19 protein-coding genes are annotated in these 20013 nt (G+C 60.0%); 7 read left to right on the forward strand and 12 right to left on the reverse strand.

The genetic code is table 11. The features are described 5' to 3' along the window. Positions 1-2: 2 nt before the first annotated feature. The 8 genes from ACXYMP_RS02485 to ACXYMP_RS02520 all read right to left on the reverse strand — a co-directional run bounded on the left by ACXYMP_RS02485 (position 3) and on the right by ACXYMP_RS02520 (position 9158). Positions 3-1073: an EpsG family protein gene (locus tag ACXYMP_RS02485; protein WP_458904125.1), complete on the reverse strand. Its 1071-nt coding sequence runs from the start codon at positions 1071-1073 to the stop codon at positions 3-5. Further along, positions 1070-1891: a hypothetical protein gene (locus ACXYMP_RS02490; protein WP_458904127.1), complete on the reverse strand. Its 822-nt coding sequence runs from the start codon at positions 1889-1891 to the stop codon at positions 1070-1072. The genes ACXYMP_RS02485 and ACXYMP_RS02490 overlap by 4 nt, the downstream gene beginning before the upstream one ends. Then, positions 1869-2537, reverse strand: a complete 669-nt coding sequence (locus tag ACXYMP_RS02495; RefSeq protein ID WP_458904129.1) for an HAD family hydrolase — start codon at positions 2535-2537, stop codon at positions 1869-1871. Before ACXYMP_RS02495 ends, ACXYMP_RS02490 begins: the two co-directional genes overlap by 23 nt. After that, the gene (locus tag ACXYMP_RS02500; protein ID WP_458904131.1) at positions 2534-3775 is read right to left on the reverse strand and encodes a glycosyltransferase; all 1242 of its coding nucleotides are present in this window, start codon (positions 3773-3775) and stop codon (positions 2534-2536) included. Before ACXYMP_RS02500 ends, ACXYMP_RS02495 begins: the two co-directional genes overlap by 4 nt. Next, a complete protein-coding gene (locus tag ACXYMP_RS02505) occupies positions 3772-4920 on the reverse strand; it encodes a glycosyltransferase (protein ID WP_458904133.1) in 1149 nt (382 codons plus the stop codon). The genes ACXYMP_RS02500 and ACXYMP_RS02505 overlap by 4 nt, the downstream gene beginning before the upstream one ends. Next, complete coding sequence (locus ACXYMP_RS02510) at positions 4917-6713, reverse strand: ABC transporter ATP-binding protein (protein WP_458904135.1); 1797 nt, start codon at positions 6711-6713, stop codon at positions 4917-4919. The genes ACXYMP_RS02505 and ACXYMP_RS02510 overlap by 4 nt, the downstream gene beginning before the upstream one ends. A 2-nt stretch (positions 6714-6715) precedes the next feature. After that, positions 6716-7996, reverse strand: a complete 1281-nt coding sequence (locus ACXYMP_RS02515) for a nucleotide sugar dehydrogenase (RefSeq protein WP_458904137.1) — start codon at positions 7994-7996, stop codon at positions 6716-6718. A 142-nt stretch (positions 7997-8138) separates the two neighbouring features. Further along, positions 8139-9158, reverse strand: a complete 1020-nt coding sequence (locus ACXYMP_RS02520) for a GDP-mannose 4,6-dehydratase (protein WP_458904139.1) — start codon at positions 9156-9158, stop codon at positions 8139-8141. Positions 9159-9345: 187 nt separating this feature from the next. Here ACXYMP_RS02520 and ACXYMP_RS02525 point away from each other — a divergent pair, with 187 nt between their 5' ends. Beyond that, complete coding sequence (locus ACXYMP_RS02525; protein WP_298567189.1) at positions 9346-9819, forward strand: hypothetical protein; 474 nt, start codon at positions 9346-9348, stop codon at positions 9817-9819. A 10-nt stretch (positions 9820-9829) separates the two neighbouring features. Here the strand turns inward: ACXYMP_RS02525 and ACXYMP_RS02530 are convergent, their stop codons facing one another. Then, positions 9830-10171, reverse strand: coding sequence for a hypothetical protein (locus tag ACXYMP_RS02530; protein WP_298567193.1), 342 nt, complete (start codon positions 10169-10171; stop codon positions 9830-9832). Between the two features lie 175 nt (positions 10172-10346). Between ACXYMP_RS02530 and ilvD the strand changes: the two genes are divergently transcribed. Next, the gene (gene ilvD / locus ACXYMP_RS02535) at positions 10347-12182 is read left to right on the forward strand and encodes a dihydroxy-acid dehydratase (protein ID WP_458904142.1); all 1836 of its coding nucleotides are present in this window, start codon (positions 10347-10349) and stop codon (positions 12180-12182) included. A 49-nt stretch (positions 12183-12231) separates the two neighbouring features. On the opposite strand, the gene ACXYMP_RS02540 is transcribed toward ilvD, so the two are convergent. Genes ACXYMP_RS02540 through ACXYMP_RS02550 form a run of 3 tightly spaced genes read right to left on the reverse strand, consistent with a single transcriptional unit; the run spans position 12232 to position 15286 of the window. After that, positions 12232-13281 (reverse strand): ABC transporter substrate-binding protein, encoded by a 1050-nt coding sequence (locus ACXYMP_RS02540; RefSeq protein WP_458904144.1) that lies wholly within the window; start codon positions 13279-13281, stop codon positions 12232-12234. Then, positions 13251-14624 (reverse strand): sensor histidine kinase, encoded by a 1374-nt coding sequence (locus tag ACXYMP_RS02545; RefSeq protein ID WP_298567200.1) that lies wholly within the window; start codon positions 14622-14624, stop codon positions 13251-13253. Before ACXYMP_RS02545 ends, ACXYMP_RS02540 begins: the two co-directional genes overlap by 31 nt. Beyond that, the gene (locus ACXYMP_RS02550) at positions 14621-15286 is read right to left on the reverse strand and encodes a response regulator transcription factor (RefSeq protein WP_248364832.1); all 666 of its coding nucleotides are present in this window, start codon (positions 15284-15286) and stop codon (positions 14621-14623) included. Before ACXYMP_RS02550 ends, ACXYMP_RS02545 begins: the two co-directional genes overlap by 4 nt. Positions 15287-15388: 102 nt before the next feature. Here ACXYMP_RS02550 and ACXYMP_RS02555 point away from each other — a divergent pair, with 102 nt between their 5' ends. Genes ACXYMP_RS02555 through ACXYMP_RS02575 form a run of 5 tightly spaced genes read left to right on the forward strand, consistent with a single transcriptional unit; the run spans position 15389 to position 19961 of the window. Then, on the forward strand, positions 15389-16357 hold the full coding sequence (locus ACXYMP_RS02555; RefSeq protein ID WP_248364833.1) for a Bug family tripartite tricarboxylate transporter substrate binding protein: 969 nt from the start codon (positions 15389-15391) through the stop codon (positions 16355-16357). Continuing rightward, the gene (locus ACXYMP_RS02560; protein ID WP_248364834.1) at positions 16357-16797 is read left to right on the forward strand and encodes a tripartite tricarboxylate transporter TctB family protein; all 441 of its coding nucleotides are present in this window, start codon (positions 16357-16359) and stop codon (positions 16795-16797) included. The genes ACXYMP_RS02555 and ACXYMP_RS02560 overlap by 1 nt, the downstream gene beginning before the upstream one ends. A gap of 10 nt (positions 16798-16807) precedes the next feature. Continuing rightward, positions 16808-18313, forward strand: coding sequence for a tripartite tricarboxylate transporter permease (locus ACXYMP_RS02565; protein WP_248364835.1), 1506 nt, complete (start codon positions 16808-16810; stop codon positions 18311-18313). Continuing rightward, entirely contained in the window at positions 18313-19662 is a 1350-nt protein-coding gene (locus tag ACXYMP_RS02570; protein ID WP_458904148.1) for an acyclic terpene utilization AtuA family protein, read from the forward strand. The genes ACXYMP_RS02565 and ACXYMP_RS02570 overlap by 1 nt, the downstream gene beginning before the upstream one ends. Further along, entirely contained in the window at positions 19659-19961 is a 303-nt protein-coding gene (locus ACXYMP_RS02575) for a DUF4387 family protein (RefSeq protein WP_458904150.1), read from the forward strand. The genes ACXYMP_RS02570 and ACXYMP_RS02575 overlap by 4 nt, the downstream gene beginning before the upstream one ends. The last annotated feature ends 52 nt before the right edge of the window (positions 19962-20013 follow it).

Here is a 20013-nt window from a genome sequence, read left to right on the forward strand (position 1 = left end):
TTTCAAAAGGGGCTTTGATAGAGGTCGGGCAGGCCAGTCAGCCAAGTGTCATAGGGCAGATAGCAATAGTGAAAATGGCCGGAATAGATGCTCCAGACCGCCAGGACCAGAAGCAGCGCCAGATAGGGCAGAGCAGCCAGGACTGCGGATGATCGCCCGAGTGCCAGATAGGGAATGCGGGCAAAGACAACCGCTTGCAACGGCACGAGGTAATAGCCAAGCCGGTCGGCAATCACGGTCGAGACGAAGACAAGCGGCACCGTTGCAAGCATCATTACGGCACCCAGCGTGACAAGGCGCAGATCAGCGGGATACCGTGCCTGCCAGGGACCACGAAGAAGCGTCAGGAAAAGCACGGCCGACAGAAAAAGCATGCCGGCGCGGTAAATCGCACCCTGCGCGTCCACGCCGGTGTTCACATATCTGGCGACAGCCAACTGAGCGCTTTCCCCCGACGCCAGAAGCAACAGCCCCGGTCCGGCAAGAAGAAGGGCCGCCAAGATGCGCGCTTTGGGTCGGCCGTGTCCGACCAGTGGCACCAACAGCAAAAACGCTGCGGCGCTGGAATGAAACCCGGCAGCCAGCAGCGTCAAGACCGCATAATGCGCTGTGCGCCCCTTTTGGAAAGCGACGAAGGCGAAGCATAGAACGCCGATGGCTGCAGCCTGCCTGATGCCAGACATAGGCATGTTGATGATCAGAACGGGGAACAGAAGGATCAAAACGCCAAGCCTGTCGGGCTGGCACCGCGCCAATGCATGAACGCCTGCAAAAAACAGCGCTGCCGAGGCGAGGTTCAGCCAAGGATAGCCTAGCCCGATCTTGCCAACCATCTGGACCAGCGCCCACCACAAAGGTTCGCGGCGCGCCAAGGCGTCACCAAGCTCCAGATCCAACTGGATCATGAAATGCCTGTGATAGCCGTTCCAGTCGCACCCAACATCCAGACGAAATGCGACAAAGATGAAAAGCGCGACCATGACGGCCGGATAGACCTGATCGCGCAATTTGGGTTGTTGCGCCAAGGCGAACCGAAGTGCCACGAGGGTCAGGAAGAGGGCGGTGTAGATCACGAAGCCGCTTCGCCCCCGGCCTGCCAGATGGCGGCCTTGCCGAAGGACAGATAGCCAAGCTGCACGAAAACAAGCCAGCCAAGGCACCAAAGCGGGGCAGGTTCGGCGCTGATGAACGCAAGCAAGAACACCATGGGTGCGACGGTAAGATGCGCTTTCAGATGATATTGCAGGGCTTTTCGTTCTGGCAGGTTCAACCGCCCTTTGGCGTCCAGATAGGTCAAAAACCGCGGCAGACTGAACAGCATCAGCCCGGTGCAAAGGACCAGCAGAACCGCGGCCTGTCTGCCCTCAACCACCAGCGCAGGAAAGACCGGCAACGAAAACCGCAACAGCGAAAGCTGCAGAAAGCTGTAGAATTTCAGCTCGATCGACCGCAGCGTGTTATGGGCGACAAGCGTCACAACAAGCGTGCCAAGTGCGGCCCAGAACAGCGCAGATCCGACAACGCCCAGTAGGCTTGCGGCCACACCTATTGTGGCAAGCCGGACGCCAACGAACCCAACCAGAAACATCGGGCGAAGCGTCAGATCCACGCGCTGCCTGGGGGTCGGATCGTGGTGCAGCCCATAGCTGTCGTTGGCCAGATATCCCAGTTCATAGATGCTGATGAAGACCAGATACCCCAAAGCATAAGCACCCAGAGCCTGAGCCGCACCAAGCCCGCCAAGCAGGCTGGTCAGAAAAACGCCTGGCACCCAGGCGGTTAGAGCATTCACCACAAAATCCCGCGGCCAGTGATAGCGCGAGGTGAACGCATAGGCGAAAGGCAACCACAGCAGCAGGCGCGTGCGGTTAGTGGAAAATGATTTCGGCATCCCACTCCCTCATCCAGTTTTTGGGGTGGCCGGTGGCAACCAAAAGGGCTGGTTTAGCGATCGCGACCAGATCACCGTCGGATTTGTTGTCGGTGATGACAGCGAAGTGTTCGCGGTCCAGACGCACCTTCAGAAACCGCTCTAGCGCGGCACGCTTTCGTCCGGTCAGGTCGTCTTGCAGGCGCCCGGTCAAACGCCCTTTGTCATGGGCAAGGCGGGATGCAATGAAAGGCACATCAAGCGACTGCGCAATCGCAGCCACGACGGGCGAGATTGCGTTGGACACAAGCACAGGGGTCCAGCCGGCCTTGCGCATGGCCTGCATCCGCTCATGCGGTGGTTGAATGGCAAGCCCCGACAAGTGGTCTTCGACATAGCGCGTGGCCGATGCCTCCAGCGCGGTCAGCCGTTCACCACGCAGGCTGGCAAGGATAATGGCGCGATGCAGGTCCCAACCGGTCAGTTTGGCGAAGGCGACCAACCCGAAACGCAGCGCACTTTGCGGCGCCGAGACTGCCTCGAGCACAGATGAACGCCAGCGATTGGCGCAGCGCGCATGGTGAAAGATTACCAGCCCCGCAGTGGTGTTGGCGTCGTAAAGCGTGCCGCATACATCTACGGCCAGAACCTTTTCGTCGTCGGTCATGCGGCCTGCCTGCGTTGGGCGAAGCTTTGATAAACCCCATCATAGCGGTCACAAGCCGCATCCAGATCGAACCGCCCGGCAACGCGGTCGCGAATGGTGCTGCGGGAGGCAAAGCGGGCTGTCGCGATTTTCGTTGCCGCTGCTTGGAGGTCCGCATCCGACAAGCCGTCAAGCACCAGCCCAATCGCAGGGTCGGGCACGACCCGGTGAATGTCGCCAATGCCTGCATTGCTGATCACCGGCAATCCGCATGACAAATACTCGCCGACTTTGGTGGCAGAGGCCCCTAAGCTCGAAGGCTTGGTCACGCGAAAGGACAACCCCAGATCGGCCGCGTTCAGAAGCGAAGGCACGTCTTGGTGTGGCACTTGTCGACACAGGATTTCGTTGTCGCCCAAGGTGATGCCATGGCCGTTTGCGGCATCGATATGGTCCTTTGCGCGGTGATCGCCGATCAACAGCAGTTTGCTACGCACACCCTGCGCGCGCAGGGCGGCAGCCAGCCGATAGGTGGCGTCTATCCGGTAAAGCGGACCGGCCGACCCAAGATGGGCAAGCACCACGTCGTGAATGCCGAACCCGAGCTGCTTGCGCCAGCTTTGACGCAGCGCACGGTCGGGTGCGAAACGTGTCTGGTCAACGCTGCAGTGGATCACCTCGATCGGGCAGTTGTTGTAGGAGGCGCGCGCTGCCACCAGCTCACGGGCGTCTTCGGTCAAGGTGATGACCGCCGACGCCTTGGCAAGGGCTTGCGTTTCAAGCCTGCGGAAGTGGAGCGCATAGCTGCGCCCGACCGGGCCGCGCCAGATCCCACTTTCGCATCGTTCATCAACCCAGAAGCCACGCATATCAAAAACGAAGGGAACCGCACGGCGTTGGCTGACTTGCAACACGGCCCCCAACGGCATGTAGCTGCGACAGTGCAGGACATCGGGGCGGAATGCGGTGACAAGCCCATCCAGTCGCGACAACAGCAAGCTTGGCATCGCGAACCGCTCTAGCTTTCCCGCCAGCGAAGACCTGTGCCGCAGGATGGGGCTGTGAACAATCCCCGCACGCGCGAGTCTGGGTGCAATTTCGGTGCGATAAAGGTCCTGCTGATCAGGGCGTTCTACGGAAAGAACAGCGATCTTGTGGCCACGCGCGGACAGCGCTTCGAGATAGGGCAGCACTTGCGCCACGCCAATGTGGTCGGTCAGCCCGTTATTGGTGACGAAGATGGAACGCGTGTAGGTCATATGCGGGTCTCTCCGGTCAGCGGCTCTTTGGCAGGCGGCAGCAGCTTGCTGAACTGAGCGGCAGCCACTTCGGGGCGAAAATCGCGCGCGCGCCTGCGCGATTTCATCGGGTCGTGGGGTGCGTTCAGCACCGATGCGATTGCTTGGGCAAGCGCCTCTGGATCGGCCACGGGAACCAAGGTTCCGTAGCGACCGCGCGATAGAATTTCGGACGGGCCATTGGGGCAATCGGTGGACACCACTGGCAGGCCATGCGCCATCGCTTCGACCACTACGTTGGCGAAACCTTCCCATTGTGAGCTGAGCACAAACAGATCGGCCGAGCTGTAATAAGCACCGGGATCATCGCAGAATCCGTGCAATGACACGCGCCCGGTCAGGTCAAGGTCGGTCACAAGCGCTTCCAGTGCGGCGCGGTCCGCGCCTTCGCCCAGAATGACCAGCTCGCCGTCGATCCCACGATCCAGCATCACGCGAAAGCCGCGCAGGAGTGTCGGGAAATCCTTCTGCCAGCGCAAATTACCAACCGCGAGAACGCGGTGGCGCGCACCCGCCGGCCAAGTGGCCGTGCCGGCCTGGGCATAGGGCTGCTCGATCGGGTTGTGGATCACCTTGACCGACCCTTTCGGCAACAGGCCAAGATCTTCAAGGTCGCGCGCTGCACCCGCAGAAACCGAAACATTGGCCAATGCCTTTGGATACGTCGCGCGAATGCTGGCACGCATGGCCATCAGATGGGCAACGCCCTTGGTCGCATATTGCTGGGACAGGGTGTTGTGATCCGTGGTGATAACCGGAACCCCGGTGCCGCGCGCCGCCCAGACCGCAAGGCTGTTCAGCGGCCACATCGCAGAGATCAGCGCGGTTGGGCTTTCCTGTTTCAACCAGTCGCGCAACGGTCGGACCACATTGCGCAGGCGCTGTGCCTTCAGGTCGATCACCCGCGCGCCGATTCTTTGCGCCTCGTCCAGAAAGGCGCCGTCCGCGTTGGCCAACACAAACAGCGGCGCATAGCCGGTTTGGGAAAGTTGCGTGGCCAAGGTCAGCATGACCCGCTCGGCCCCGCCGCCGCGCAGGTCGGGCAGCAGATAGGCAAGGGTTTGTTGATGCGTCGCGCGCAAGGATTGCAGGTTTTCATGGATCATGGGCTCACCCCGGCAAGTGCCTGAAAGCTGGAATTTCGTTCGATCAGATCGCGATAAGGGCCGCTTGCTACGATGCGACCTTCGTTCAGCATGATGATGCGGTCGCATGTTTCGACCGTGGACAGCCGATGGGCGATGATCAGGATTGTTTTGGTGCCTTGCAGGCCCTTGATCGCCTTCATGACATCGCGTTCCGTGATCGCGTCAAGCGCGCTGGTGGCTTCATCAAACACCAAAATATCAGGGTCGTGATACAACGCGCGGGCAATCCCGATCCGCTGGCGTTGACCGCCGGACAGGCGCAACCCGCCTTCGCCAACTTCGGTGGCATACCCGTCCGTCAGCCGCGTTTCGATGAATTGGTCAAGTTGTGCGCGCTGGGCACAGTCGCGCACGCGGGCCATGTCGATCTGGTCTGCTGGCGTGCCCAACGCGATGTTCTCGGCGATGCTCATATCGCCAAGAAAGATGCTTTGCGGCACATAACCGATCGAGGATTGCCAGGCTTTGACATTCGCGTCGGTGATCGGCACGCCATCGACGCAAATCTGCCCCGCGCTGGGCGTCAACAGGCCAAGCACAAGGTCGATCAACGTGGTCTTCCCTGCGCCCGTGCCACCCACTACCCCGATGGCACTGCCCGCCGGGATCGAAAGCGACAGTCCGTCAATGCCTTGCGTGCTGCCGTCATAGCAAAATCGGAGGTCTTGCAGTTCAAGCGCCTGGTGCAATGCAAGCCGGTTTTGCGCGCGGGGGGGTGGGGCGATGTCAGGCAGCTCGGTCATATCGCGATAGAGAACGTCAACTGCCCCGGCGCCAAAGCGAAACTCGACCATTGCCCGATAGATTCCCTGCACCGAAGGGAGCATCCGATAGGCGGCGAAGGCAAAGACGCCAAGTTGCGGCAGAATGGCCGTCGCGCTGGAGCCTGCAGGAAGGGTCGACAGCAGCGCAACGCAGACCAGCAACATGCCACCAAAGCCGATCGCCTCGACCAGATATTTTGGCATCTGGCCAAGGACCAGATTTGCCGCTTGCATCCGCGACACTTCGATCGACGGCGCGCGAAAATGCCGGATATAGGCATCTTCCTTGCCAAGAATGCGAATATCCTTGATGCCGCCCAACGCCTCGCGCGCGATGGTATAGCGGGCCTGATCGGCGGCGATGCGACGCGAACTGTTGCGCGTCACCAGGCGGCGGATGGTCACAAAGATCGCGACATAGGCTGTTCCCAGAACCAAAACAGAGACGCCTGCAATAAACGGGTCCATCACCACAAGGAACGTCAGGATGGCAACCAGCGTCACAACCGAGGTCGCGAACCGCAACACCGGGGCGAGCGCAAACATTGTGGCCTGCTCGACCTCGGCCAGAATGTTCTTCGCCATTTCGCCAGTGTGGCGGCCAAGGAAGAACGCGTAGGGTTGACGCAGGTAGCGTTCGATCAAACGCGTGCCAAGGCTATGACGGCGCATCTGCACAAACCGTGTCATCGCGTATTCGCCTGCGCTGCGCACCAATGCACCAAGCATCAAGAAGGTGAAGGTCGCCAGTGCCAACGCCAGCAAAAAGCCGTGAGTTTCTGTGAAACCACCCCACTCATAAAGGGCTGAAAGGGTCGGGTTGGTTTGTATCAAGCTGGGGTCGGACAGGGTCAGGAAGAACGGAAAGACGGATGCGACGCCCACGACTTCGAACCCGGCCATCACCAGAACGAGGCCCAGAACCAACACGCCACGGCGTCGTTCACGCTGGGTCAGAAGTGCATGAAGTTTTCTGAGCGTTTCCATGCCTAGAGCCTCAGGTCCGCCATCTCGCGCCCCAGCGCGGATTTGATGTCGTAGGTGACGGACAGGTTCTTGGCATAGCGCGAAATCCATCCCGGTTCGCGGTCCAGAAACACGCGGTGGGCAACCGCTAGCATAACGCCGTCATAGCGATGCGCGGCGGGTTTTTCGACCAGATCAATCCCGTATTCGCTGCGTGCAGTGTCGGGGTCGGCATGTGGGTCATGAACGTCGACCGTGGCGCCGTAGTCGCGCAGCTCTTCCAGAATATCCACCACGCGCGTGTTGCGCAGATCAGGGCAGTTTTCCTTGAAGGTCAGGCCAAGGATCAACACCCGAGCCCGCGCGACGTTGATCCCTTTCTTCATCATTGCCTTGATCATCTGCCCTGCGACATAGGCCCCCATCCCGTCATTGATACGGCGACCTGAAAGGATGACCTGCGGATGGTAGCCGATTTCTTCGGCCTTATGCGTCAGGTAGTAGGGGTCGACACCGATGCAGTGCCCGCCGACCAGTCCGGGGCGGAAGGGCAGGAAATTCCATTTGGTTCCCGCCGCCTCCAACACCGCGCCCGTGTCGATACCCAGCCGATTAAAGATGATCGCCAGTTCGTTCACCAGACTGATGTTCAGGTCGCGTTGCGTGTTTTCGATCACCTTTGCGGCTTCTGCGACGCGAATGCTTTCAGCCTTGAACGTGCCGGCGGTGATGATCTGTGCATATAGCGCGTCGATACGGTCGGCGGCCTCGGCGGTCGACCCAGAGGTCACCTTCACAATCGAAGGAAGTCGGTGGCCGTGATCGCCGGGGTTGATCCGCTCAGGGCTATAGCCGACGGAAAAGTCACGGTTGAGCTTCAGCCCCGATGCCTCTTCTAAAATGGGAACGCAAACCTCTTCTGTCGCGCCGGGATAGACGGTGCTTTCATAAATCACGGTATCCCCGTGGCTTAGCACCTGCCCCACCGTCTGGCTCGCGGCTTTTAGTGGCGCGAGATTGGGGCGTTTATGGGCGTCAATCGGCGTGGGAACCGTCACGACATAGATGTTCGCCCCGGCCAATTGGGCGGTGTCAGCCGTGTAGGTCAGCCGGTGCGCCAGTTGAAGCGCATCGTGTGGCACCTCTTGGGTGCGATCATGGCCGGCTTGCAATTCGGCCACGCGATTTGTGTCGACATCAAAGCCGATCACGGGCCGGTGCTTGCCGAATTCAACGGCCAAGGGCAATCCGACATAGCCAAGCCCAATCACCGCGACTGTTTCGCGGTCTGGAAAATCTTTCATGCGCGTGTGCCTTCATCGCTGTCAGCACCCCACAACCTCTGCGCGATTAAGATTGCCTAAATATTCGCTAAAGGAAAGTAAAACTTCACAGAAAATGCGAGAAACGCACCGTTTCTCGCATCATGCCACCGGGCCAAGGCCGTTAGCGGTGGTAATAGTCCAGATACCACGCGACGAAGCTGTTGACGCCGTCGCGGAAATCGGTGGCGGGCTGATACCCGGTCAAGCGCTTCAACAGGCTGGCGTCGGCCCAGGTGGCCGGCACATCGCCCATCTGCATTTCCATATAGTTGCGTTGAGCCGTTTTGCCGGTGGCCTCTTCGATGGCGTCCACGAAATCCAGCAGCCGCACCTTGTCGGAGTTTCCGACATTGACCACCCGGTAAGGTGCTGCGGGTGACAGGCTGTCACCCTCTTCGATATCGGCCGCACTGTCTGGCCGCACCGGCGGCACGTCGATCAACAGCCGGATACCGCGCACCAGATCCTCGACATAGGTGAAGTCGCGGAACATGTCGCCATTGTTGTAGATGTCAATCGGCGTGCCATCCAGAATGCCCTTGGTGAACTTGAAAAGGGCCATATCCGGGCGCCCCCACGGGCCATACACGGTAAAAAACCGGAACATCGTCGTGGGCAGGTTCCAAAGGTGCGCATAGCTGTGTGCCATGCTTTCATTGGCTTTCTTAGTGGCGGCATAAATGGTCAGCTGCGTGTCTGCCTTTTCGGTCTCGGTAAACGGCATATGGTCGTTTGCGCCATAGACCGAACTGGTCGAGGCCATCAGCAGATGATCCACCTTGTGGCGGCGTGCGGCCTCCATCACGTTGAACGTGCCGATCACGTTGCTGTCCAGATAGGCGCGCGGGTTTTCCAAGCTGTAGCGGACGCCAGCCTGCGCGGCCAGATGCACGATGATGTCCGGCTTGAAGTTGTCGGCGACCTCGTCAAACAGGTCCTGGTCTTCCAGCATACCTTCAGTCATCGAAAAGTTCGGGTCTTGCAACAGCATCGCATGCCGACGCTGCTTCAACGTGACATCGTAATAATCCGTCATCCCGTCATAGCCGTGAACGCGGAACCCTTCCGCAAGAAGAAGTTTGCCAAGGTGGTAGCCGATAAAACCGGCTGTCCCGGTGATCAATACGTTTCGCTGGGTCACCAAAAAATGCCTTTTTTGAAATGTTCTAATTTCAGTCTTAGCCCGTTGCGGCCCAGCGGCCAAGTGCGCGTGGCATGTTGCGTTCGAATTGAGACGAATTGTCCGTTCAACCCGTTCTTAAGACGCGGATGATGTGCTGGCTCTGGCCGCTTTACTTGGCTTGAGGAAACCGAAGGTGAACTGCGACATGGCTGCTTTCGACACGGCCCGCGCCGTGCGCAAAACCATTGGCTGCGTGATGATGCTGGTGCTTGTGGCCACAAGTGACGCGCGCATGGCAGGGGCTGCGCCATCCGATGTGTGGGTCGTGCGAAATGATCGCGGTGGGTCTATCAGCGACCGGCTTGATCAGATTGCCCGGATCCGCGCGCAAGGAATGCGGGTCGAGATTCGCGCAGGAGTCTGTCTGTCGTCATGCACCATGTTGCTGACGCTGAAAGACCTTTGCATCGGCGCAAAGGTGCAGTTTGGCTTTCATGGACCAAGCCATCATGGTCAGCCCCTGCGACCTGCTGAATTCGACTATTGGTCAGATATCATCGCCCGGCATTACGCGCCGGCCTTGCGGCGCTGGTTCATGCAAGACGCCCGCTTTACGATCGGTGGATACAAGCGCTTGTCGGGCGCAAAGCTGATCCAGCTGGGATATCCCAGTTGCTGACCCATCAACCCTATTGGGTGTCGGACGACGAAGAACTTCCGCCAGCGATGGCTAAAATACCCGCCCCGGCGGCACCAAACCCGGCCAGTGCCGGGCCAAGCGCACCGAACAAGGGCACGAAGTTCGTCGCTTCCGCGCCTTCGGGGGCAACGGTTTGCACGCTGCGCCTTTGAAACAGAGGCGACCGTTTGCAAGTGATCTGCAACGCCCCTGACGACAGGTAGGTCGCGCTTTTGATACCCGTTTGTTGGCAATGGCCTGATGCAACAGCTGCCACAATCGGGTCGGCAGGTTGCCCGATGGCCGCGGTGCCGATCAAGGTAGCCAGAAACGGTATGATGACGAACTTCATAGTGATACCTCCTAGGTGTGACGCCACTGGCACACACTTTCTGAGTAGCGGCTCTGCCTTAACAGACTGTTAAACCGCCTGTGGGACTGCCGGAGCCGCCAATCTGCGCTGGCCTCAGAGCGCGCGCAGTGGTAATCCGCTTTCTGAACCAGACTTCAGCAAAGGTGGGGACCGCATGCCTGCTTATCGTTCCAGAACTTCGACCCATGGCCGCAACATGGCCGGTGCCCGTGGCCTTTGGCGCGCGACCGGCATGACGGATGATGATTTCGGCAAGCCGATCATCGCCATTGTGAACAGCTTCACCCAGTTCGTGCCGGGCCACGTGCACCTGAAAGACCTTGGCCAGATGGTCGCGCGCGAGGTCGAGGCCGCAGGCGGTGTTGCCAAGGAATTCAACACCATTGCTGTCGATGACGGGATCGCGATGGGCCATGATGGGATGCTGTATTCGCTGCCGTCGCGCGAAGTGATCGCCGACAGCGTGGAATATATGGTTAACGCGCATTGTGCGGATGCGATGGTGTGCATTTCGAACTGCGACAAGATCACGCCGGGGATGTTGATGGCGGCAATGCGCCTGAACATCCCCGTGATTTTCGTATCCGGCGGTCCGATGGAGGCCGGCAAGATCGACATGGCCGACCTTGATATGGACAAGATCGACCTTGTCGACGCGATGGTCGCTGCCGCCAGCGAAGACCTGACGGATGAGCAGGTTCAACATATCGAAGAAAACGCCTGCCCGACCTGCGGGTCGTGTTCGGGCATGTTCACCGCGAACTCGATGAACTGTCTGGCCGAGGCGCTGGGCCTCGCGCTGCCCGGCAACGGCTCGACCCTTGCGACGCACGCGGACCGCAAGCATCTGTTTCTGGAAGCTGGGCGCAAGATCGTCGACATCACCAAGCGTCATTACGTGAACGAAGAAAAAGGCCTGCTGCCGCGCGAAATCGCGACGTTTGACGCGTTCGAAAACGCGATGTCGCTGGATATTGCGATGGGCGGGTCCACGAACACGGTTCTGCACCTGCTGGCCATCGCCCACGAAGGCGAGGTCGATTTCACCATGAAAGACATGGACCGGCTCAGCCGCCATGTGCCGTGTCTGTGCAAGGTCGCGCCCAACATCGCGAATGTGCATATGGAGGACGTTCACCGCGCCGGTGGCATCTTCTCGATCCTTGGTGAGCTAAGCCGCGCTGGGCTTTTGCACAATGACTGCTCAACGGTGCATTCCTCGACGATGGGCGAGGCGATTGCCAAATGGGACATCAAGGTCGCCAACAACCCCGACGCTGAAAGCCTGTTCAAAGCGGCCCCCGGCGGGGTGCGCACCACGCAGGCATTTTCGACCGAGAACCGGTATAAGGAACTCGACACCGACCGCGAAGGCGGCGTGATCCGGTCGAAAGAACATGCATTTAGTCAGGACGGCGGTCTGGCCGTTCTGTTCGGCAACATCGCGCTGGACGGTTGCATCGTGAAAACGGCGGGCGTGGATGCTAGCATCCTGAAATTCACCGGCACCGCGCATGTCTGCGAAAGCCAGGACGCGGCGGTCAGTGACATTCTAACTGGCAAGGTCAAGGAAGGCGATGTCGTCGTCATCCGCTACGAAGGGCCGCGCGGTGGGCCGGGTATGCAGGAAATGTTGTATCCGACCAGCTATCTGAAATCGAAGGGGTTAGGCAAAGCCTGTGCGCTTTTGACCGACGGGCGCTTTTCTGGCGGCACCTCGGGCCTGTCAATCGGCCACGTTTCGCCGGAAGCCGCCGAAGGCGGCGCGATCGGGCTGGTCCAGCAAGGCGACAAGATCGAGATCGACATCCCCAACCGCACGATCAATCTAGCCGTGTCGGACGACGAACTGGCCACGCGCCGCGCCGCGCAGGACGAAAAAGGCTGGCACCCCGCCCAGCCGCGCAAGCGCAAAGTGTCGAAGGCATTGAAAGCCTATGCGATGCTGGCGTCTTCTGCCGCCAAGGGCGCGGTGCGCATGATCGACTGATCCGCAACCAGAAAGAACTGAGAAGGGCAGGGGAAACCTCTGCCCTTTTTCAATTCTGGAGCAACGAATTCTCCCAGTTGCGCAGGAAACTCTGCCGTTTCAGGCTGTCCAGAAACACCAAAAGACCCGGTCCAAACCGGATGGGTCTAAGCGACGGGTTCGCCCGCAGCGCGGCCGCATCAATAGCAGGCAGGCCGGAGGCGTCGACCAGATCCTGCCGCGCATTCAACTCAAGAAGAAAATCCAGCATCGCGCGGGCTTCATCCGGATTTTCGGCGGACTGTGGGATCAGGACAGTGCGCGACATGACGTTCACATAATCGCTCATCTCGATAATCTGGAAGCCGCCGGTGCTTTTGAGTTGCGCCGCCGCATAGCTGCCCAGCACGTTATAGGCCAAGGCCAGCTTACCTGATGCCACGTCCCGGATCATGTCGCTTGAGCAGCAGTAGAGCTCCGCATCCAAGCGCCCCATCACCTCCATCAACCGCCAGAACGCGTCTGAGTTTCGGCTGTCCTGCGTCGCCATCAAATAGCCGAAACCGGATCGGCGCACGTCATAGGTGCCGATCTTGCCCTGAAACCTCTCGGGGTTGTCGCGCAGCAAGGCAATCAACTCGTCGCGGCTTTGCGGGGCGTCATCGTCGCCGAAGAAATTGTCCGACACGACAAGAACAGCAGGTTCCTGCGTGAACGCAAAAAGCTGGTCGCGCCAGCTGGCCCATATGGGCAGATCGCTGGCTGTTTGGGGCGTGTGATTTTGTGCGAACCCGTCATTGGCGAGTTTGGTCTGCAAGTCCATCGCGGAGGATATCGCAAGGTCGAACGCCGCCCCGTCCTCGTAAAGCGCTTCCATCAGGTCGGTGGTGCCGGTCACGGTGTAGTCAATCGTCACCCCCGGTCGGCTGGCCTGAAAGGCGCGGATGATTGGGTCGAATACATCAAGATCGGCGGTCGAGATAACGTTGATCCGCGCTAGTTCAGACGTGGCCTCATAAAGCCTGCGATCTTCGACCTCGAAGCTCATCGCGACGCTTGCCGACATGATCAGCGCCACCAGCGCCGCCATTAACCGCGCGGAAATACCAGCGAAACACATGCGCCTTCTCCCTTCTTATTGGTGGAGATTTCCAACCGCCCGCCATGGGCTTTTGCGACCTCGTCCGCGATGGTCAAGCCAAGGCCCGACCCCACGATGTCGCCCACATTCGCGCCGCGCGTATAACGGGTGGTCAGGCCGGAAAGATCCGTGTCACCAAACCCCCGCCCCTGATCGGTGAACGACAGGGTGATGTTGTCATCCAACGCCACGCGGGCGGTGATATCGCTGTCGTCCGGGGAGTATTTGATCGCGTTGTCGAGGATGTTTTGAAGTGCTGCTTGCAGCAAGATACCATCGCCCGTGAAGGCCACGGGGTCCGTGCCCGTGTCGCGCCGGATCGCGATGTCTTTCAGGTCAGCCGTGGGGCCAAGCCGGTCGCAGGTCTCCTCCATCAACCCCCGCAAATCCAGCGCGTCTTGCGCCAGGCTGTCGGCACGAAACGTCACCATTGCGTGGTCCAACATCTGGCCCGCGGACCGCGAACTTTCGTCGATGGCGCGGATCATTTCGCGGATGGCTTGCTTGTGTTCAGGCTTGTTCAGCTTGCGATGCGTGATCTCGGCCTGCGCGCGCACGGTGGCAAGCGGTGTGCGCACACGGTGGGCGGCTTCGGCGATGAAATCTTCGGTGCGTGACAGGGACGATCTGAGCCGCGCCATGAAAGAATTCAGCGCATTGATCAGCGGCACCAGCTCATCCGGGGCATTTGCTTTCACCGGGCGCAGGTCATTGGGGCCGCGTCGTGTGACCGACCCCGTCATGCGGGTGATCGGGGCCAGCGCCGACCCAGCGGCCCACAGGCTGAGCGCCGTTGCCAGCAGGAAAAACCCGACACCAATCCCGGTGGCCGTCGCGGTGATCTGGCGCGAAATAGCGGCAAGCCCCTGGCGCGTTTGCGCGACCGTTACCACGACCTGAGCGGCATTCGCGCCGGTGCCAACGGGCCGGATGACCGACGCCGCGCGGATCTCGTCCCCGCGATAATCGAGCGTCTCGAAACTGGGCGCGCTGAGGCGTGGTGGCACCTCTGGCTGCGGCAGGTCGCCATAGCCGGTCAGTGTTTTTCCCTCGGACACGACCCGGTAAAACACGCGATCCTCGTTGATCGACCCCAGCATCGACAGCGCCGAATAAGGCAGGTCCAGCGTCACGTGACCGCCTTCACTGCGCAAACTGTCGGCAATGGCTGTAGCGGACGCAGACAAGATGTCATCCTGCGTGCCTTCTGCGGCGCGCTCGGCCACCCCACGCACGACCAGAAAGAACGCCAGTGACAGCACAGCCGCGACAAGGGCTAGCTGGATGAAAAGCCGCCTGCGGATGGATCCGAGTATCCTCACCGCGCGACCATCCGATAGCCTAGCCCGCGGACGGTTTCGATTTTTGCGCCTGATCCTTCAAGGCGCTTGCGCAACCTACCCACATAGACCTCAATCGCGTTCTCTGATGCTTCATCAGACAGCGAAAACAGCCGGTCGATCAGGTGGGTTTTTGAGAAAACCTGACCGGGGGCTGCGAAGAACACCTCAAGCAGGCGGAGTTCGCGATTGCGCAGGGGCACGGTTTCGCCGTCAAACCGCAACTCTCCTTTGGTCGAATCAAGTGTGGTCTCTTCAAAGGTCACTGCGTTGTCCGCAGCCCCGCCCTGACGCCTGAGAACGGCGCGCACGCGGGCTTCCAACTCGGAAAAGTCGAAGGGTTTGACGATGTAATCATCTGCGCCAAGATCCAAGAGGCCCACGCGGTCGGATACGGCAGACCGGGCGGTAATGACGATCACTGGGGTGCGTTTTTCGGCTTGTCTTTGACGTTCCAGAAAATCGCGCCCGTCCCCATCGGGCAGCATTATATCCAGCAAAATCAGGTCGTAATCGGCAACAGCCGTCAGGTCGCCAGCGTCGGCAAGGGTGCCGGCATGGTCGACCGCATGGCCGTCCAGTTGCAGCCGCTCGACCACGACGCCCGCCAGCTTTGGATTGTCCTCGATCAGAAGGAACCGCATTCGTTGCCCTTTTTTTGTGGTGCGTGACAGGTTGGTGTCAGGTTCAGGCGATTGGGTCTGAGCATGGGCGGGTGTAACGCCCCTGTCAAATGGGAGGAACTAATGACAAAACGTCTTTTCAAGGCGCTGGCAACCAGTGCCGTATTGGGCCTTGGTGCCACGACCGCAGCAACCGCTGCTGAGTGTATTGCACCGGCCAACCCCGGCGGTGGCTGGGACTTCACCTGCCGTCAAATCGGCAAAATCATGTTTGATATTGGTGCTGTGGATAAACCTGTTCAGGTCACCAATATGGCAGGCGCCGGTGGCGGCCTTGCCTTCAACCACGTTGTGTCAGAGCGCAACGAAGATGCCGACCTGATTGTCGCGGCGTCGTCGGCGACCTCGACCCGTCTCGCGCAGAACGCTTATGCCGGAATGACGGCTGATCAGGTGCGCTTTGTTGGTGCCATCGGTGCTGACCCCGGCGTGATCGTTGTGGCCGCAGACAGCCCCTATCAGTCGCTGACCGATCTGGTCGACGCCGTGAAGGCCGAGCCGGGTTCGATCGCGTTTGCGGGTGGGTCTGCAGTTGGTGGCTTTGACCACCTGAAACCGCTGATGATCCTGCAACGTGCTGGCGTCACGGACGTGACGGCTGTGAAATACATCGGTGTTGACGGTGGCGCGGATGCGATCACCCAAACCGTTGGTGGTTTCACCCAAGCGATGTCGGGCGATATGTCCGAGGTTGTGGGCTTCCTGAAATCTGGCGACGTACGCGCGATTGCGGTTCTGACCGAAGAACGCGTGCCGGGCTTTGAGGATATCCCCACCGCGAAAGAGCAAGGTATCGACGTTGTAGCCGTGAACTGGCGTGGCCTTTATGTGCCCAAGGGCATCAGCGATGATGACTTCAACATGTGGGCCGAGCGTCTGCAGAAGGTTGCCGACAGCGCTGAATGGCAAGAAGCCATGGTCGCAAACGGTCTTGCCCCCTTCACAAAAGTTGGTGGTGACTTCCAGTCTTATGTCGATGGTGTCGTGGCTGAAATCCGCGCGCTCTCGAAAGAGATCGGGGTGATCCAGTAATGGCATCTGACCGTATCTTCGGAGCGGTCGTGACCCTGGTGGCACTGGCATATGTTGCCAGCGCCACACAGATCCAGTCCAGCTTCATGGCGGATCCGGTGGGGCCAAAGACCTTTCCAATCCTGATCGGCTGCGTTGCGGCGCTGTGCGGGATCATCGTGGCTCTGAAACCCGACCCTGATCCGGACTGGCCAGTGCTGGCCACCTTCGGATCGCTTGGCTTGGCCGTGGTTGTTCTGGTTGGATACGCCTATGCGCTAAAGCCGCTGGGCTTTCTGATCCCAACCGCGATCACCGCTAGCATCCTAAGCTATCAGATCGAGCCGCGCGCAGGTCGCGCCGTGCTTGCCGGGATTGGCCTGTCTGTCGGCTTGTTCCTGATCTTCAAATTCGCGCTGGGCCTTGGGCTTGTTCCCTTCCCCAAATCGCTGACCGGCTGAGGGCACCCATATGGAACTTCTATCAAATCTTGCGATCGGCTTCGAAATCGCGCTGTCGCCTTATACGCTGATGTTGGCCGTGATTGGCTGTTTCATCGGCACGATCATCGGCGCGCTGCCGGGCCTTGGCCCGTCGAACGGCGTGGCGATCCTGATCCCGCTGACCTTCACGATGGGGCTGGATGCTACATCGGCGCTGGTTCTTATGACGTCCGTTTATTACGGCGCCATGTATGGCGGGCGGATCAGTTCGATCCTGCTGAATATTCCGGGCGACGAGCCTGCTTTGATGACCACGCTCGATGGGTATCCCATGGCAAAAGCGGGCCGGGCTGGTGACGCGCTGGTTCTGTCCGGTGTTGCGTCCTTCGTTGGTGCGTTTCTGGCGACCATCGGCCTGATGCTGCTGGCGCCCATGCTGGCGCGCGTGGCGTTTCTGTTTGGCCCCGCCGAGTATTTCGCGCTCTACCTGCTGGCCTTTGCCACGCTTGGCGGAATGGCGTCCAACAACCAAGCCAAGGCGGCGATTGCGTCGTGCATCGGCTTGGGCATCGCGATGATCGGGGTGGACAACAACTCCGGCCTACCGCGCCTGACGGGTGGCAATATGCACCTGTTTGACGGCATCGACTTCCTTGTTGCCATCGTGGGCTTGTTCGCCATTGCCGAGGTGTTTTTCTTCATCGAAAGCCACGGCAAGAACACCTCCATCGGCGTGAAGCTTGAAAAGGTGACGATCCCGGTCAAGGATATCATGGAGTCCGGTTGGACCATGCTCCGGTCATCTGTCGTCGGTTTCATCGCAGGTGTTCTGCCCGGTGCAGGTGCATCGCTTGGCAGTTTCCTGGCCTATATGAGCGAGAAATCCATTGCCGGCGAAAAAGGCGGCTTCGGCACGGGTGTTCCCAAAGGTGTCGCCGCCCCCGAAGCGGGTAACAACGCCGCCGCTGGTGGCGCGCTGGTTCCCATGCTGACGCTCGGTGTGCCGGGGTCCGGCACCACGGCGGTCTTGCTGGCGCTTCTGATGACGCTGAACATCACACCCGGTCCGATGCTGTTTACCGAACGGCCCGAGGTCGTCTGGGGCCTGATCGCATCGCTTCTGATCGCCAACTTCGTGCTGCTTTTGATGAACGTGCCGATGGTGAAGATCTTTGTGAAAGTCTTGCAGGTTCCACCATGGGTGCTTCTGCCCGGTGTCACGATGATCAGCTTTGTCGGCATCTATTCCCTGTCGGGCAGCTATTTCGATCTGGTCTTGATGGTGGGCTTTGGGGCACTGGGATACGTCTTGCGCAAGCTTGACGTGCCGACCGTGCCGATCATCCTTGGCATCCTTCTGGGCGGCCATATGGAGGACGCGCTGCGCCGTGCCATGGTTCTGTCGGGCGGTGAATGGCAGTTCCTGTTCTCGTCCAAGATTTCCATTGGATTGTGGGTGGTCGCTGTCGTGGGCTTCGTCGCCCCGATGTTCCTGCGCAATGTCCTGAAGAAACCACAAAGGATCACCGACTGATGGTCAAAGTGCTTATCCCCTCGGGTGCATTGGGTCTGGGATATGACCGCGATGCGCTGGCCCGAGGGATCGCTGAGCGGCCAGATATCATTGCGATTGATGGGGGCTCGACAGATTCGGGCCCCCATTATCTTGGCACGGGCACCTCGAAATATTCGCGCGGCTCGACCAAGGCGGAATGGGCTGAACTGATGGCGGCACAGGCGGAGGCTGGTGTGCCGTTGGTCATCGGAACCGCTGGCACCTGCGGGGCAGATGATGCGGTTGATTGGCTGGTGGACATCACCCGCGAGATTGCCCGTGAGCGCGGCCAGACGTTAAAACTTGCGGTGCTGAAAAGCGGGCAGGATGGCGATGCGATGGCGGCGGCGCTAGAGGGTGGGCGGATCACGCCGCTGGCCCCCGCGCCCGAGATTTCGGCGGACCTGTTGCGCGACTGCACGAACATCGTGGCGCTGGCGGGAGCTGAACAGATACAGGCCGCGCTGGACACAGGTGCGGATATCGTGATTGCGGGGCGCACGACGGATACCGCCATCATCTCGGCCCTGCCCTTGGCACGAGGCTGTCATCCCGGCGGGGTGTGGCACGGCGCCAAGATCGGCGAATGCGGTGCGCTGGCGACGACAAGCCCCAACACCGGCACCATCCTGATTGATTTCGATGCCGAGGGCTTCACCATTACCCCGATGGGCAAGGATGCCCGCGCAACCCCGCGCACCGTGTCGGCGCATATGCTGTATGAAAACAGCGACCCGTATCGGTTGTATGAACCCGGTGGGTATCTGGACGTCACAGGCGCTGAGTATGAAGCACTGGATGATCGCCGCGTGCGAGTGACGGGCAGCGAATGGGTCGTGACCCAACCTTACACCGTGAAGCTGGAAGGCGCGCGGCGGGCGGGGTTTCAGACGGTATCATTGGTGTTTGTGCGTGACCCGCATTACGTCGAGAACATTCGCGCTTGGGTCGATGATATCCACGCCAAATGCATCGCCAAAGCCAAGGCGCGCGTCGGTGGGGACTTCCAGATCGAACTGCGGATTATCGGCGCCGACGCCACGCTTGGCCCACTAGACACCAATGCGAAGCCCGGAACCGAACTTGGCGTGATGGGCATTGTCACTGCCGAAACCGAGGCTTTGTCGCGCGAAGTCGCGAAGATGCTGAACCCCTATCTTCTGCACCACCCGCTGACCGAACAGGAAGAAATGCCGACCTTCGCCTTTCCCTTCTCGCCGCCCGAAATGCCGCGCGGCGCGGTTTATGAGTTCTGCCTGAACCATGTGCTTGCGCTGGACGATCCCATGGACGCCTTCCGCTTGAGCATTGAGGAGTTGGGCGCATGACGGCCCTGAAAGACATCGCCGACAAAGTGCGGTCGAAAAACGCTGGTCCCTTCTGGCTGACCCTCGATGTTTTCTGCGGCACGGCGGAAGCGTTCGCGCGCATCTCCTCCGGGCTGGATACGGGCTTGGTCGCGGACATGTTCAAGGCCGATCCCGCCACGCTGAAACGGTTCGATATGCCTGAGTTGAACGTGGTGAAATTCAGTATGCCGCGCCCCGCCGTGCAGGGCACGCACGCCGACCGCGACATGCACGGCGCCAGTTTCGCGGTGCTGCTGGGCGAGATTGAGATCAGATAGCGCCAGTTCTGACAAACTCCCTTTCTGATGGGTCGCGGTGCCGCTAGGCTGT

It is taken from the genome of Aliiroseovarius sp. CAU 1755 (genome assembly GCF_054482655.1).